General features: G+C 60.1%; 11 protein-coding genes. 1 reads left to right on the top strand and 10 read right to left on the bottom strand.

What is annotated here, in order from left to right:
- The 10 genes from AC07VO_RS19285 to AC07VO_RS19240 form a co-directional block, all read right to left on the bottom strand.
- A partial coding sequence (locus AC07VO_RS19285) for a calcium-binding protein (RefSeq protein ID WP_495007660.1) occupies nt 1–638 on the bottom strand: 638 nt, incomplete at its 3' end.
- Nucleotides 639–855: 217 nt separating this feature from the next.
- Complete coding sequence (locus AC07VO_RS19280) at nt 856–4,428, bottom strand: glycosyltransferase (protein ID WP_086946367.1); 3,573 nt, start codon at nt 4,426–4,428, stop codon at nt 856–858.
- Nucleotides 4,429–4,549: 121 nt separating this feature from the next.
- Complete coding sequence (locus tag AC07VO_RS19275) at nt 4,550–6,118, bottom strand: flagellar hook-associated protein 3 (protein WP_064619545.1); 1,569 nt, start codon at nt 6,116–6,118, stop codon at nt 4,550–4,552.
- Nucleotides 6,119–6,131: 13 nt separating this feature from the next.
- Nucleotides 6,132–8,192, bottom strand: coding sequence for a flagellar hook-associated protein FlgK (gene flgK / locus AC07VO_RS19270; RefSeq protein WP_064619547.1), 2,061 nt, complete (start codon nt 8,190–8,192; stop codon nt 6,132–6,134).
- A 23-nt stretch (nt 8,193–8,215) separates the two neighbouring features.
- Nucleotides 8,216–9,514 carry a flagellar assembly peptidoglycan hydrolase FlgJ gene (gene flgJ, locus AC07VO_RS19265; protein WP_086946368.1) on the bottom strand — a complete coding sequence of 433 codons (1,299 nt, stop codon included), beginning with the start codon at nt 9,512–9,514 and terminating at the stop codon, nt 8,216–8,218.
- An 11-nt stretch (nt 9,515–9,525) separates the two neighbouring features.
- Nucleotides 9,526–10,614, bottom strand: a complete 1,089-nt coding sequence (locus tag AC07VO_RS19260) for a flagellar basal body P-ring protein FlgI (RefSeq protein WP_064619550.1) — start codon at nt 10,612–10,614, stop codon at nt 9,526–9,528.
- A gap of 27 nt (nt 10,615–10,641) precedes the next feature.
- On the bottom strand, nt 10,642–11,337 hold the full coding sequence (flgH, locus tag AC07VO_RS19255) for a flagellar basal body L-ring protein FlgH (RefSeq protein ID WP_064619552.1): 696 nt from the start codon (nt 11,335–11,337) through the stop codon (nt 10,642–10,644).
- A gap of 52 nt (nt 11,338–11,389) precedes the next feature.
- Complete coding sequence (gene flgG / locus AC07VO_RS19250; RefSeq protein ID WP_007938559.1) at nt 11,390–12,175, bottom strand: flagellar basal-body rod protein FlgG; 786 nt, start codon at nt 12,173–12,175, stop codon at nt 11,390–11,392.
- 45 nt (nt 12,176–12,220) lie between these two features.
- On the bottom strand, nt 12,221–12,961 hold the full coding sequence (locus AC07VO_RS19245) for a flagellar basal body rod protein FlgF (protein ID WP_086946370.1): 741 nt from the start codon (nt 12,959–12,961) through the stop codon (nt 12,221–12,223).
- A 354-nt stretch (nt 12,962–13,315) separates the two neighbouring features.
- Nucleotides 13,316–14,875, bottom strand: coding sequence for a sigma-54-dependent phenylalanine hydroxylase transcriptional regulator PhhR (locus AC07VO_RS19240; RefSeq protein ID WP_007938551.1), 1,560 nt, complete (start codon nt 14,873–14,875; stop codon nt 13,316–13,318).
- Between the two features lie 281 nt (nt 14,876–15,156).
- On the opposite strand from AC07VO_RS19240, the gene phhA reads away from it, so the two are divergent.
- Nucleotides 15,157–15,942: a phenylalanine 4-monooxygenase gene (gene phhA / locus AC07VO_RS19235; RefSeq protein ID WP_018929945.1), complete on the top strand. Its 786-nt coding sequence runs from the start codon at nt 15,157–15,159 to the stop codon at nt 15,940–15,942.
- The last annotated feature ends 66 nt before the right edge of the window (nt 15,943–16,008 follow it).

Raw genomic sequence — 16,008 nt, 5'->3', positions numbered from 1 at the left:
TGCACGCCAGTTTTCAGGTTGAGGTTCACCGCCACGGTGCTGTCGGTGTAGCCGACAGTGTCCATACCGGCGCCGCCGAAGAACTGGTCTGCACCGCCGCCACCAAACAGCACGTCATTACCGGCACCGCCGCTGATGATGTTGTCGCTGGCGTTGCCGTAACCGGTAAAGGCTGCCGCCCCGGTATACGTCAGGCGCTCAACGTTGGCCGCCATGGAGAAAGTGGCGTAGCTGGTACGGATCTCGTCATTACCGCCACCCACCTGCTCGATGATCGTGCCGCCAGAACCGTTGATGATGTAGACATCATCACCCGCGCCCCCATCAAGGGTCACGGTGCTCAGGTCAACGTTGAACGTGTCGTTGAACCCCGTACCGATGACCTTTTCGATGTTGACCAGGGTGTCGCCTTGCGCGTCACCACCAATGCCGGGGCGCCCGCCGCCGGTACGGATATCGACGTTCACCGCAGCAGCCGACGCCGAATAGTCCACGGTATCAGTACCCGTGCCGCCATCCAGCTTGTCCGCACCGGCACTCCCTTTGATCACATCATTGCCACCCAAGGCATAGATCTCATCATCCCCACTGGTACCTGTCAGCGTATCCACGCCGTTTGTCCCGTTTATCACTGCCATTGCGACTTCTTCCTTGCCATGTTGTTGAACCAGATACCTTTCCCGTAGCGATGTACAAACACGCGTCGCAGAAGGGTCTTTCATATGAACGAAGCTGTGGAGCCTGTATCGACGCAAACCAATCCGGGCTTGAGCCGGCCGCCGCAAATTTGTAACGCGCCCGGTACAAACAAAACAGGCGGCCCAAGGCCGCCTGCAGGTGTACATCCATGCTCGATCAGTTTGGCAGCCAGCCCTCGACCCAGTAGTTGAGGTTGTTGCCCTTGAGCATGTAATCGCGCAGCACTTCTTCGCGCAGCGCATCGCCCATGCGATAGCTCGCATCAGGGTCGGACAAGTGCATGCGGATTGCCTCGAGCCATTCCTCGGTGCTGTTGCTCACGACCTTGGTGCAAGGCAGATAGCCGCGATAGGCCTCAGTGTCGGTGCAAATCACCGGATAACCGCAGGCGCCGTACTCCAACAGACGCAGGTTGCTCTTGCAGTCGTTGAAGATATGGAATTCCAGCGGTGCCAAGGCCAGATCGAGGTTCAGGCTGGCCAGTTTGGCCGGATAGGCCTCCAGGCCGATGCTGGGATGGAACTCATGGACAAACGGACGCAAAGCTGGCGGACACATGCCGAAGAACACCCATTCGACTTCGTTGGCAAGCAGGCGCACCACGTCCGCAATGATTGCCAAGTCTCCATCATGACTCGTCCCGCCGCCCCAACCCACGCGAGGTTTGCGAGAGGTGCGGCGCTGGCTGGTGAGCCCGGTCCAGAGATGCGGGGCAAGCATGTTCGGGACGACCCGGATGTCGTGATGCATGTCCCGCAATGCATCGGCCAGGGGCTGGGTCGAGACCACAACCCGGTCACACAGCCCTACGCCACGGCGCACTATTTTATCGACCCCGACCTCAGCCTTGCGCAGGTGCGCGTTCTTCTTCGGGACATCAATCACATAATCGTCAAGTTCGAAGATGCGGAAAGCGTGCGAACAATTTTTGACTCGCTCAACCTCATCGACCGCATTCTTGCTATAGCGCCCCTGCAACACGATCACGTCGGGGGAGCACCGCTCAAGGTCAATGTCTGTCGGCGTGTGATAACTCAGGTGCCCCATCACGCGCCCGGCCGCCTCCAACTCACGGAACGGCTGGGCAACCCGGTAATGGCCCACTGCGGTGGTATTGATTGGGATCCCCAGCACCTTGGGCAAAAGCGGGCGCGAGAACGGGTCCCAGCCATCCTTGAATCCCGGCTCCAGACTGAAGTTGCTGGCGCCCAGACTCAGGTTAGGGTTGTAGGCCGGATCCCTGGCTATCACCGGCAACCATCGCTGGTAAAAACTTTTTTGCTCGGCCTGTAGCACCCTGGGAGCGGGAGTGAAGGCAGAGGATGGAACCACTCGCATCAATTCGGCGTAGGGAGTCCACACCACCAGGTATCCGTTTTGCCTCACGCGCAGGCAAAAGTCAGCGCCATTGAGTGCCTGCGCCAGATTTTGCTCGTCCAGGCCATGCAGCTCATCAAAAACTTTCTTGCGCACAAGCAGACAATCGATGCCCACGGCACTGAAATTCTGTACCGTCTGCTGGCGCTGCATGTAACCGGACGTGTTGAGCGGCTCACCACGATTGGGAACACCGACGGCCCCCCGCAACCCCAGTACCTGGGCCGTGCCCTCGATACGCCCTTGCGGACTCACCAGCCGACCGCCGACCACACCGACTTCCGGACGCTGAGCGTGATTGAGCAACTCGTCGAGCCAATCAGGGCTCACAACGACACTGTAGGGGCTGAGAAACAACAGATAGTCGCCACGGGCGTGGCCGGCAGCAAAGTTCTGCACTGCCGCCAGATTGTCACCATGATCACAGCGCAACACCCGAAGTTTGTCACTGCCCATTTGCTCCATGGCTGACAGCCAGTTGCAGGCATCAACGGCAGTACTGCCATTGTCGACAATGAGAACTTCATAGCGTTGGCAGGCGGTTTTCTCCAACACACTTTCGACGCAACGCTCCAGGGAGCCCAGTTCATCGCGGGTCGCAATGATGATCGAGACCATGGCTGGCTCATCATGCAGGTAGTCCACACGATTGATCATCGACTGGCTGCCGGGACGAATCCGGTGCGGTGCGCCGAGCCGCTGCAGATGCGCGGCCAGCACGCGAGGGCTCTGCTCGATAATCTGCGGCTGCGTGAGCCACTGGGAGAGACACAGAGCGGACTCCACGAGAACTTCAGCAATGTGCCCAATCGCATGCGGCCCGTTACTCTCCACCAGTCGCCAGACCAGATCGTGCACACCCAGCTCGCCAAAACCGTCTTGCATGCCACCCAGCTCGATCATCCGCTGCCGCTGCAGGGCCAGCACACGGCCGACATAGGGATAGCTGCGCATCAGATCCAGGTTGAAGTCCGGCTTGAACACCGGCTCGACCGAAACATCATCACGCAATCCGCCCTCGTCACTGTAGAGGCAGCGCACGTCAGGCATTTCCACCATGCGCTCTGCCAGCAACAGCAAAGCCAGTTCATTCAAGCGATCCCCCGCGCGAACCAGATAGATCCAGTCTGCGTTGTCCAACTGGGCCAGCAGACGATTGAACTGGGTAACCGGTTCATCATCCAGGCGCACATGTTGCACACCGTCGCATGGCGAGTGCTGCAATTGGGACAGCACTACCACTTGCTCAGCAGCATAGGTTTGCTGACGAATGCTCTTGAGCGTTTCTTCCAGCGCCGGAACATCACCTTCGCTGTCGAGAACAATCGGCACGATGCGTGGACGCCAGCTCCAACCCTGCAATCGGGCGTCGAGCAAGCGTTGCTGGGCCGGTTTCAAACGACGGCACGACAGCCATTCCCGATACATGTCGGCAAAGCTCTCGCACTCGACGCCTACCCGGGTGTGCACCATCGTTTGAATGAAGCCCAGTTGCCGGCCCAGCGCGGTTTCTTCCCAGGCATAGGCGTGCCCCGCAATCGCATCAGCCAGTGCCAGATAACGTACCCAGCCCGGCGCAGGCGCCGGCTCACCACTGCGCAAGGCAAGCATTTGCTTGAGCCAGTCGAGCTCGGTCATTACCGCAGTCTTGACTGGTGCCTGATCGCTCAGCCGCGCCGGATGCAAACGCTCAAGGCTCAACACCTGACCTACCACCACCAAATTGCCACGCCGTAGCAGGCAGGCAAACAAGGCGAAGTCCAGACACGCGATAAAACCTTCGCCGATCTGAGTCAGGGCCGGCAGATATTCCAGCGCATGGCGGGTTCGCAACAACGCCCCGCTGAGGCCGCTGAGAAAATTGACCAGACTGCTTTCCAGAATGCCCAGCAGATCCTCGCCCTTGAACAAGGTGACACCGGTGGAAAAACAGCAATTTTCCACACGGTCGGAAAGCAGGATGTAATCAGCGTCGTAAAACTGCCGCTGGCCGATCACCAGGTGGACATCGGCGTGGTCGATGAAGCCACCGATCTGCTGAGTGATGCATTCAGGAAGCAGCTGGTCGTCGTCGCACAGCAATTTCAGATAGTCACCGCTGGCCTCTTTGGCGCAGGCCATGAGGTTGCCCTGAAAACCCAGGCGCTGAGGATTGCGCACATAGCGCAGGCGAATCGAGACAGGCACCTCACAGGCATCGACGATCTCGCGGATCTCGTCACCGCCACTGTCATCGCAGACGATCACCTCAAGATTGGCGTAGGTCTGATTCAGCGCGCTTTGCAGTGCCGTCTGGAAGAACTGCGGGTTGAAGGCGGGGATGGCGATGGTAACAAGAGGTGCTGGTTTCACGGCGGGAGAACTCGCGAGCGGCGGGAGCTTACTTCAACGAAGTGAAACTCCCCGAACCGCTGAATAAAGACGGTTTGCACTCGGCAGTCGCAAGCCTTCGCGAGATCGCGAAGGCCCTGACTCAGACTTTGTTGAACAGCCCCAACTGAGCGATCTTGCTGAACGCCAGTTGCGAAGCTTGCAGCATGGTCTGCTGTAGAGTCAGGCGGGTCATCACTTCAGCCGGATCGGAATCGCGAATGGCCGATTGGGTCTGGGTGTTGGCGAGTGCCAGACTCTGGTTGATATCAGTCTGGGTATCCAATGACGCACCGCGACCGCCTACAGAACTGATACCGGAGGCCAGTTGGTCCATGCCGCTGGAGAGGTTGCCGATACCGGCAGTGACTGCAGCGTTCATTTGCTGAATGGCAATCGGATTATTATTGGTTGGCGTCGACAGCGCTGTTTTCAGCTGGCTGACGGTGTCCAGAATGTTTTGGGTCTGGTGCGTGTTGACCGCCACTGAGAACTGATCGCCTGCACCCGGCGTACCGGACACGGTGAACGAGACACCCGATGCTGTCGCGGTCGTACCGGCCATGGTACCGGTGGACACCGGTTTACTGTTGACGGTCAATGGCGCGGCATAGAGTTCGAAGTTCGTGGCACTGGTGAACTTGAGAATCGCCCCGCCGCCCGGGAAGCTGGCGTGGTAGTTGGTGCTGTTGGTCACAGAGGCGCCTGTCACCAGCGCAGTCGACGGGTTGCCCGGGCTGCGCGAAGTGTTGAAGCTGTCCGGCTTGGCTGCCAGCGTGAAGCTGTGCCCGGTGATCACGGTTCCCGGGACATCCCCCGCTTGCAGGTTGATGTTCAAGTTCAGATCAATGCCACGAAAACTGACAGTCTGTGTGGCCGCACCGCTGGTGGAACTGAACACGCCGTTCTGACTGGCCTCAGCGGTGACATCATTACCCAACGAGTCCGTAATTTGCAGCTGCGTGCCGCTGACGAAACTCACGGTGTAAGGCTCGCCGCTGCGGAACTTGGCGTTGTAAGTGACATCGGATTCGACCTGACCGTTGGACAACACCACACGACCGTCATCGACCGCAGGCGCGGTGAGCGTGGTCTGAGTCCGGGTAGTGTTGATCGCCTGCTGGAACACGTCCCAACCGGTGCTGTTGGTGGCCATCGACTGGGTATCGCCAATCGGCAGATCCAGCGTGACCTGATCACCGTTGTAGGCGTAGCTGCCATCGGTGTTGCGGGTGAACGGCACCACATCGCCCTTGGACCCGGAGAAGATGTACTTGCCGTTTTCATCCTTGGTGTTCATCAGGCTGAGCAGTTGCTCTTCAATCTGCCCCAGTTCGGAAGCGTTCGCCTGACGGTCGGCATCGGTATAGCCTGCGTTGCCTGCGCCGAGCGCCAGCTCTTTGGCGCGCTGCAGCACGTTGCCAATACTGGTCATCACCGACTCGGTCTGGCCTAGGGTGCCTTTGATGGTGGTCATGTTGGCCGAGTACTGGTCAAGCATCGAAGCCTGCTGACCCAATTGCAGCAAACGCGAAGCGCCGACCGGATCGTCGGCCGCGGTATTCACGCGAACCAGGCTGCTGGCCTCTTCGCTGCTCTTGACCACGTTGGAAAAGTTCTTCTGATAGTTGGCAGCAGAGGACTCGTAAAACTGGGCGGTAGAAATGCGCATGGGCTACGACTCCTTAAAGACTGTTGATCAGTGTGCTGAAGATTTCCTGCGCAGCCTTGATGATCTGCGAAGACGCGGTGTAGTACTGCTGATACTTGACCAGGTTGCCGGTTTCCTCATCGAGGTCGACACCGGACAACGAGTCGCGAGCGCCCTTGGCGTTGGCCAGGATGGCGGTGGTCGCGGCACTGTCGAGTTTGCCTTGAGCGGCCTTGGCGCCGACGCCCGAGACCAGCTTGCCGTAGGCATCGTTCAGGGAAATACCGTTGCTGGCCGAACCGGTGTCCACGGTCTGCTTGGTCTGCAAGGCAGCCAGCGTGGTGCCGTTACGGTTATCCAGCGAACCCGGCTGGCTGAGCGATACGTTGATCGCAGTGCCGTTACCTGGCGAACCGGCCACGGTCATGTCAAACGACACAGTGCGCTGCACGATGGGCGGTCCCGGATCATTGATCGCGGCGCCGGTGCCGTCGACCAGCGGAATGGTCAGGCTCAGCGTATTGTTCTGGCCCGGCACGATGGTGCCGCTGCTGAGCGCGTTGCCTTGGGCATCGAGCATTTGGTAAGTCTGAGTCGTACCACCGGCCGCACCAAATACGATCTTGACCGGCGTCGAAGTCTTCAGGCCGTTCTGGAGCGTGGTGGTGGTCGCCGTGTCGTAGATATCGAACTTGGTGGTCAGGGTCGGTTGACCGCTGGCCGGAATCGTCAGTGTGCCGCTGCCGCCCGCAGCAATCGCCGCGCCCAACGGTGCCGCGATGGCCAGACGCTTGGAGTCGGTCATCTCGGTCTTGATGTTGGTCGCCGCGTTGCGGGTCGGGGTGATCTTGAACGTGTCGCCGGCGGCTGCGGTGCCACCGGAAAGTGTCATGGAGAAACCATCGATCACCGGCGGTGGCGTGGTCAGCGTGCTGAACGCGCCCATGGCGGTGCCTTCAGGCAGACGCTGCACGGTGTAGTTGGTGGCGCTGGTGAAGGTGACCTTGTAATCGTTAATGGTCAGCTTGCCGCTGTCCTCGATGCTCACATCGAAGTTGCCGGAGCCGGCGCTGTTGCCGACCGTGGCAACGCTGCGTTGGGCCATTTGCGCGGCGGTGTTGATGCTGTTGAACAGGTTCGAACCAAAATCACCGTTCTTGTCGATGCCCTGGGCCTGGACGGTGTTCATCTGATCGGCGACGACCAGCGCCACACGCCCCAGTTCATTCATGGCCGGGTCCAGCACGGTGCTGCGATAACGCAGCAAGCCGCCCATCTCGCCACCGGTCATCACCGAGGTGATATCGATGGTGCTCGAACCGCGATTGAGCTGAATGGCCGAACGCGACGGATCGTCTTTGCTCGGCACCACTTCCAGCTTGCTGGCAGTGCTGCCCATGACCAGCGGTTGACCGCTGCCCAGGTAAATGTCGAGGTTGCCGTCACGCTCGATCACCTGCGCACCGGTGAAGGTGGACAACTGGCGCACGGTCTCGTTGCGCGCGTCGAGCAAGTCGTTGGGCTGGCCGCCGGCGTTGGAAACTTCGGAGATCTTCTGGTTCAACTGGGCCACGGTGGCCGCCAGTTTGTTGACCTGATCGGCCATGTCCGCCAGGTTGCCGTTGATGTCCGCGTTCTGCGCGGTCAACTGGCTGGAGATCGAGTTGAAACGGTTGCTCACCGCTTGCGCATCGCTGAGCAGCAGTTGGCGGGAAGCATCGTCGCCCGGTTTGGCGTTGACGTTCTGTACCGAGGCGAAGAACTTGGTCAGGGCGCCGTTGAGGCCGGTGCCGCTGTCTGACAGCAACTTATCGAGCGGGCTGATCTGCCCGGCATAGGCAGCCGAGTCGCTGTTGAGCGAGGTGGTGGTTTGCAGTTGCGCATCGAGGTAGCTGTTGTACACCCGACGCACATCGGCCAGGGTCGTACCCGTGCCGATGTAGACATTGCCGAACTGATTCGAGGCCTTGCTGCCCTGCACGGTTTGCTGACGCGAGTAGCCTGCGGTGTCGGCGTTGGCAATGTTGTTACCGGTCACCATCAACGCGCTTTGGCCAGCGGATAAACCCGACATCCCGATGTTGAGCAAACTCATGATTCAAACCTTATGCCTTGTGCCTATAAAGGCGTAGTGGAAGCGCCCGCTGCAGCGTAGTTTTGGTAACTCGTCATCTGCTTGGCTATCTGCGAAATCTTGCTTGCGTAATCCGGGTCGGTTGCATACCCGGCTTTTTGCAACTCGCGTACAAACTGTTCTGGGTTATCGGCCGACTTCAGCACATCTTGATAGCGATTGTTGCTTTGCAGCAGCGTCACAAGGTCATGGAAACTGTCCTTGTAAGAGGCGTAGGAACGGAACTCAGCCGTCTCCTTGACCATCTGGCCATTTCTGAATTCGCTGGTGATCGCCCGCGCCGAATCACCCTTCCAGTTACCACTGGCCTTGATCCCGAACAGGTTGTGGCTACTGCTGCCATCCTGGGCGCGCATGACCGATTTGCCCCAACCGGTTTCCAGGGCGGCCTGAGCCACCAGGTAACGCGGATCGACACCGATACGGTCGGCGGCTTCTTTGGCCATTGGCAGCATGGTGTTGACGAATTCGTCGGCGGAGCTGAAGGCTTTCTTCGCCGGTGCCAGGGGGATTTGAGCCATGGCACGACCATAAATCTGCAGGCGCCCGCTGGAGGTCGTATCCGTTTGCGAAGCCAGCCAATCGCCGTTGTACAGCGGGCCGGAACCGGTCGCGGTGCTCGGCGGCACCTGGATTTTGTTCTGCGTTGCGGTGGCGGTTGTCGCCGTGGTCGATGCCGATGGCACCAGCCCTGCGAGCAAACGGTCGGCCAGTTTCGGTGGCAGCGCCAGACGCCGCTGATTGATCAGCGCCATGTCGTTGCGGTGTGCGCCCTCGCCCGCACCTGCCGGCGCCCTCACCGCGCGTGAAGCCCACAACGGGCGCTCGCCATTGAGGCGCGACAGCGGCCCATTGGTGGCGACCGTACCGGCGGCAATCGGTGTTTCCACGGCGGCCTTCGCGGCGGCTTGCTTGGCGGCAGATGCTGCCGCAGCCTCACCCGGCGCCAACGGTTTGTTCTTCGACATCTGGCGCATCAACACGTCAGCCAGGCCGATACCGCCGCCTTCGCGAGACAGGGAAACGGCCAACTGCTGGTCGTACATTTCCTGGTATTGCTTGGCTGCCGGCGTGTTGAGCGGATTATCCTTGCCCAGCGCTTCGGTGGCCGAGCGCATGGACTTGAGCATTTCGCCGAGGAACAGCGACTCGAATTCCTGCGCCACTTTGCGCATGTTCGCATCGCTGTTCTTGTCGCCGACCTTGAGCTGATTCAAACGATTCAGGTCCGAGTAGGAACCCGAATCGCTGCTGCTGACCAGACCGCTTTTGCGCATATCCATGATCGCCGTCCTCAGATCACGATCAGGTCGGCTTGCAACGCGCCGGCCTGTTTCAACGCTTCGAGGATCGCCATCAAGTCACCCGGTGCTGCGCCGACCTGGTTCACCGCACGAACGATCTCGTCGAGGGTGGTGCCCGGGCCGAACTTGAACATCGGCTTGGCTTCTTGCTGAGCGTTGACCCGCGAGCGCGGCACGACCGCCGTCTGCCCGTTGGACAGAGGACCGGGCTGGCTGACGATCGGGTCTTCGGTGATGGTCACGGTCAGGCTGCCGTGGGTCACGGCGGCCGGGGAAACCTTGACGTTCTGGCCGATCACGATGGTACCGGTGCGCGAGTTGATGATGACTTTCGCCACCGCCTGGCCCGGATCGACTTCGAGGTTTTCGAGGATCGACAAATAGTCGACCCGCTGGCTCGGATCGAGTGGCGCGGTAACGCGGATCGAGCCACCGTCAATGGCCTGAGCGACGCCAGGGCCAAGCATGTCGTTGATCTTGTCGACGATGCGCTTGGCCGTGGTGAAGTCCGAACGGTTGAGGTTCAGGGTCAGGCTGTTGCCCTGATTGAAGCCGCTCGGCACTGCCCGCTCGACCGACGCACCGCCGGGGATGCGACCGGCCGACGGAACGTTGACGGTGATCTTGGAACCGTCACGACCTTCGGCATCGAAGCCGCCGACCACCAGGTTGCCCTGAGCCACGGCATAGACGTTGCCATCGATACCTTTGAGCGGCGTCAACAGCAAGGTGCCGCCGCGCAGGCTCTTGGAGTTACCGATGGACGCTACGGTGATGTCTATCTGCTGACCCGGCTTGGCGAACGCTGGCAAATCGGCGCTGATCGACACCGCCGCGACGTTCTTCAACTGCACGTTGCCCGAACCCGGCGGCACCTTGATGCCGAACTGCGAGAGCATGTTGTTGAAGGTCTGCAGGGTGAACGGGGTTTGCGTCGTCTGGTCGCCGGTACCGTTAAGCCCGACCACCAGGCCGTAGCCGATCAATTGGTTGGAACGCACGCCGGAAATACTGGCGATGTCCTTCAGCCGCTCGGCTTGAGCATCGAAGGCCGCCATCAGCAACAGGACGCCCACCATAAGGTGTTTAAGATTCAACGTAGCCACCTAGAAAGGGAACAGCGGGCTGAGGAAGAAACGGTCGAACCAGCCTGGCTGACTCGCATCGGCAAACGAACCGGTGCCCGAATAGGTGATGCGCGCATCGGCGATACGGGTCGACGAAACGGTGTTGTCAGTCGCGATGTCATCGGCGCGAACAAGCCCTGCAATCCGCACCAGTTCATCACCGGTATTGAGGGTCATCCACTTCTCGCCGCGTACGGCGATGATACCGTTGGGCAACACGTCGGCGACGGTCACGGTGATCGAGCCGGTGAGGCTGTTGCCCTGCCCGGCCTTGCTGTCACCCTTGGTCGCGCGGTCGCCGCTGTAGCTGGCATCCAGACTCAGGTCGCCGCTGTCGAGCGGGTTATTTACGCTGGGCTTAGTGCCGAACAATGAGGAAAGACCAATGCTGGTCTTGCTGGTCTTGTCGACCTGGGAATTGGCGTTCTTGCTCGCCTGGGTGCGCTCGTTCAGGGTGATGGTGATGATGTCACCGACCCGGAATGCCTTGCGGTCGCTGTACAGGTTCTGTTCGAAACCGGCCTGGTAGATCGAGCCGTTATTGGCGGCAGCCGGCAGCGGCGTGCGCGGCAACACCGGGGCGTAGTAAGGGTCATTGGGCTTTGGCGTCGGACCGACGCACCCCGCCAGCGCGGCGACCCCACTCAGTGCCAGAACAGATACGAAGCGATTCATGACCCTACCTCACGGTGTTGCAGGCGACCTCATGGCCGCCTCATAGACTTGATTACAGATTCTGCGTTACGAACGAGAGCATCTGGTCGGCGGTGGAGATCACTTTGGAGTTCATCTCGTAGGCGCGCTGAGTGGTGATCATGTTGACCATTTCTTCAACGGTGCTGACGTTGGACGTTTCCAGGGTGTTCTGCAGCGTGGTGCCGAAACCGGCCAGGCCCGGGGTGCCGACTTGCGGCGCGCCACTGGCAGCGGTTTCCAGGAACAGGTTGTTACCCACCGCTTGCAGACCGGCCGGGTTGATGAAGTCGGCGGTTTGCAGGTTGCCGATCACCTGGGCGGCCGGGCTGCCGGCAACAGTGATGGACACGGTGCCGTCACGGCCAACGGTGAACGTCTGGGCATTGTTCGGAATGACAATGGCCGGCTCCAGGGCGAAGCCGCTGGCGTTGACGATCTGGCCGTTGGAATCCAGGTGGAAGGTACCGTCACGGGTGTAGGACGTGGTGCCATCGGGCTGCAGGATCTGGAAGAAACCGCGGCCGTCGATGGCCATGTCCAATGGCTGCTCGGTGGTTTGCAGGCTGCCGGCGGTGAAGTTTTTCTGGGTGCCGACGATGCGCACACCGGTACCCACTTGCAGACCCGACGGCAGTTCGCTGTCCTGGGTCGACTGGGCGCCTGGCTGGCGCTTGATCTGATACAGCAAGTCCTGGAACTCGGCGCGGTCACGTTTGAAACCCGTGGTCGATACGTTCGCCAGGTTGTTGGAAATGGTGGTGAGGTTGGTGTCCTGGGCGGACAGACCTGTTTTGGCAACCCATAGAGCCGGAAGCATTCGTTTCTCCTCGTGCGCCTGTTTTACGGCGCGACGTTCTGATAATTAGCTGATCTGCAAGACCCGAGCCATGGCCTGGTCATCGTCTTTGGCGGTGTTCATCATCTTGATGTGCAGCTCGAACTGCTTGGCCAGCGCCAGTACCGAAGTCATTTCTTCCACGGCATTGACGTTGCTCGACTCGAGGAATCCGGACACCAGCTTGACGCCGGCATCGGCTTGCGCCGGCTTGCCGTCCTTGGTGTGGATCGAACCGTCCAGGCCTTTGGTCATGTTCTTGAAGTCCGGGTTGACCAGCTTGATGCGGTCGACTTCGGCCGTCACACGCGGGCCTTCGCCCATCGCACGGATACTGACGGTGCCATCTTCGCCGACTTCGATCTGCTGCTCAGGCGGCACGGCAATCAGACCGCCATTGCCCATCACCGGCATGCCGTTGCCGGCGCGCAACACGCCCAGCGCATCAACGTTCAGGCTGCCGGTGCGCACGTAGCTCTCACCGCCATCGGGGCTCTGCACGGCGATCCAGCCGTTGCCTTGCACCGCGACATCGAGGTCACGGCCGGTTTCCACCAGGGCGCCCGGGGAGAAGTCGGTGGCCGGACGTTCGCTCATGGCAAACGCACGCGCCGGAAAGCTGTCACCAAACACCGGCATCGAACGGGCCTGCTCCAGGTCCTTCTGAAAACCATTGGTAGAGATGTTCGCCAGGTTGTTGGCATGAGCCTTCTGCGCCAGTGCATTCTGGCTGGCGCCGGTCATTGCCACATAAAGGTACTTGTCCACACTCTTTCCTCTGCATGCCGGACGTTTGCCGCCCACCGCTGTACTGCTGAGCCATAAGCAATTTGCAGACCAACTTTTTTCTGGCGGCGCCGGGCCCGGCAAACAAAGGACTTGAGGGATTTAGAGGGGATTGAAGGAATGTATCGAAGACGAAAAACCGGCGGTGTCATGCCGCCAAGAGGCAAGGATCAGCCTGGACGCTGATCGTTCCCCTGTGGCGAGGGAGCTTGCTCCCGCTCGGGCGCGAAGCGGCCGCAAAACCTACCTGCGCGATCTGCCTGCAATAATTCGGTTGTCATTTTTTGGGCTGCTGCGCAGCCCAGCGGGAGCAAGCTCCCTCGCCACAAAAGCCGCTTAGCCCGGCTCCTTGCCGACCTCATACTCGCGCAACTTATTGGCAATGGTGGTATGGGAAACCCCCAGTCGCTTGCCCAGTTGCCGACTGCTCGGATACTCGGAATACAAGCGCTCCAGCACGGCTTTCTCGAAGCGCCCGACAATCTCGTCCAGCCCACCCTCGAGGGAGAAGTCGCCAAGCGGCTGACGCACGCCGTAGTCCGGCAGACGAATGTGCTCGGCTTTGACGGTGCCGCCTTCGCACAGGGAGACCGCCTGAAACAGCACGTTCTCCAACTGCCGCACGTTACCCGGCCAGTGATAGTGACTGAGTCGTTCCATCGCCGCCGGCGCCAGCTTCGGCAGTGGGCAACCGATCTGTCGGCTGGCCTGATCGAGGAAGTGCTCCACCAGCGGCGCCAGTCCGTCGAGGCATTCGCGCAGTGGCGGGATGTGCAACGAGAGCACGTTCAAGCGGTGGTACAAGTCCTGGCGAAATTCACCGCGAGCACACAGCTCGGACAAGTCCACCTGAGTCGCGCAGATCACCCGCACATCCAGATAGACCTCTTCATCGCTGCCGACACGACGGAAGCAACCGTCCTGCAGAAAGCGCAGTAATTTCACCTGCAAGCGCGGGCTCATTTCGCCGACGCCATCGAGAAACAACGTACCGCCCGCCGTCAGCTCCAGGAGCCCGAGCTTGCCTTCGGCCCGCGCCCCTTCGAAGGCGCCGGGGCCGTAGCCGAACAATTCGGTCTCGGCCATGGACTCTGGCAGGCCGGCGCAGTTGAGCGCCATCAGCGGTGATTGCCCGCGCGGGCTCGCCAGGTGACAGGCCCGCGCCAACAACTCTTTGCCGGTGCCGGTTTCGCCTTCGATCAATAGCGGCGCATCCAGCGGTGCCATGCGCCGCGCTTCGCGAACCACCGCCGCCATCACTTTCGAGCTTTGGAAAATGCTGTCGAAGCCGCGCAACTCCTGTTTGCGCACGTTATAGATGCGCTCGCCCACCCGGTCCGCCCGGTGCAGCGTCAACACCGCACCGGCCATGGCCTCGCTTTCGTCATGCTCCGATTGCAGCGGCGCGATGTCGGCGAGAAACACGTCACCCTTGACCTTCACCCGCAAGCCGTTGATCCGCGACTTGTTGGCGCGCACCAGTTCCGGCAAGTCGAAGTCTTCGGCGTACCGCGACAGCGGAATCCCCGGCACCTCATCCACCCGCACCCCGAGCAATTGCGCCGCCGCACGGTTGGCCGCGACGATGGAACCGCCCATGTCGATCGACAGAACCGGAAACTCCAGGGCACCGAGCAAGGCATTGAGCTCCATGTGCCGACGCTCGCTGGGCATCAGCCCTACACGCTTGACACCGAATACCCCACCAATCGCCTCGAACTTCGGCCGCAACGCCTGGAACTGAATGTTGATCAGGTTCGGACAGTGCAGATAGATCGCATTGCCATGCTCACCACCCACCTCGCCGCGAGCGACGTTGATCCCGTACTCGACCAACAGGTTGAGAATGTCGCGCAAGATACCGATGCGGTTCTGGCAGTGGACTTTGATACGCATATGAAGGCCCGTAACAGCGGTGATCGAGGCCCGGCGCAAGGAATTTTCTGCGCGAGCACCAAGTTAGTCGTCAAGATTATGTGACACCTGTAGGCCATTTCAAACCCGTAAATATCAATACTTGCGCCACAGCAGACAATACGTAACGAAAACTTTACGAAGAGCGCGGATTTTTCCTACGCAAGACGCGGATCACCTGCTGCAACACCGAACACCTTGGGGTATTTCTAGGTCCATAGCTGTACACACAACAAGAACGATTCCCCTAGCAGGAGAGCAGCATGAAGCAGACGCAATACGTGGCTCGCGAGCCCGATGCGCAAGGTTTTATCGACTACCCCGCTGAAGAACACGCGGTGTGGAATACGCTGATCACTCGCCAACTGAAAGTGGTCGAGGGTCGTGCATGCCAGGAATACCTGGACGGTATCGAAAAACTCGGTCTGCCCCACGACCGCATTCCGCAACTCGGCGAAATCAACAAAGTCCTCGGTGAAACCACCGGCTGGCAAGTTGCCCGGGTGCCCGCGCTGATTCCCTTCCAGACCTTTTTCGAATTGCTGGCGAACAAGCAGTTTCCGGTGGCGACCTTTATTCGTACCCGCGAAGAACTGGATTACCTGCAAGAGCCGGACATTTTCCACGAGATCTTCGGCCACTGCCCGTTGCTGACCAACCCCTGGTTCGCCGAATTCACCCACACCTACGGCAAACTCGGCCTACAGGCCTCCAAGGAAGAGCGCGTGTACCTGGCGCGTCTGTACTGGATGACCATCGAGTTCGGCCTGGTCGACACGCCGCAAGGCCTGCGCATCTATGGCGGCGGCATCCTGTCCTCGCCGAAAGAAACTGTTTACGCCCTGTCGGATGCGCCTGAGCATCAGGCCTTCGACCCACTGGAATGCATGCGTACGCCGTATCGCATCGACATTCTGCAGCCGCTGTACTTTGTCCTGCCGAACCTCAAGCGCCTGTTCGATCTGGCCCACGAAGACATCATGGGCATGGTCAAACAAGGCATGCAGCTTGGGTTGCACGCACCGAAATTTCCGCCAAAAGCTGCGTGACCCGCGACTTTTGGCATCAAGTGAGTCTGTTACGGATCGCCGCTTTGCTTTAGCGTGGTCCCACTG

Source organism: Pseudomonas sp. GW821-FHT03E01, from assembly GCF_059420765.1.
The sequence above is the reverse complement of the archived record's forward strand: the minus strand, read 5'-3'. Positions and strand labels throughout refer to the sequence as shown.

Excerpts from the sequence above, each read along its gene's own strand:
- AC07VO_RS19275 (WP_064619545.1), bottom strand. The coding sequence starts at position 6,118 with ATGCGCATTTCTACCGCCCAGTTTTACGAGTCCTCTGCTGCCAACTAT.
- flgK (WP_064619547.1), bottom strand. The coding sequence starts at position 8,192 with ATGAGTTTGCTCAACATCGGGATGTCGGGTTTATCCGCTGGCCAAAGC.
- flgJ (WP_086946368.1), bottom strand. The coding sequence starts at position 9,514 with ATGGATATGCGCAAAAGCGGTCTGGTCAGCAGCAGCGATTCGGGTTCC.
- AC07VO_RS19260 (WP_064619550.1), bottom strand. The coding sequence starts at position 10,614 with ATGGTGGGCGTCCTGTTGCTGATGGCGGCCTTCGATGCTCAAGCCGAG.
- flgH (WP_064619552.1), bottom strand. The coding sequence starts at position 11,337 with ATGAATCGCTTCGTATCTGTTCTGGCACTGAGTGGGGTCGCCGCGCTG.
- flgG (WP_007938559.1), bottom strand. The coding sequence starts at position 12,175 with ATGCTTCCGGCTCTATGGGTTGCCAAAACAGGTCTGTCCGCCCAGGAC.
- AC07VO_RS19240 (WP_007938551.1), bottom strand. The coding sequence starts at position 14,875 with ATGCGTATCAAAGTCCACTGCCAGAACCGCATCGGTATCTTGCGCGAC.
- phhA (WP_018929945.1), top strand. The coding sequence starts at position 15,157 with ATGAAGCAGACGCAATACGTGGCTCGCGAGCCCGATGCGCAAGGTTTT.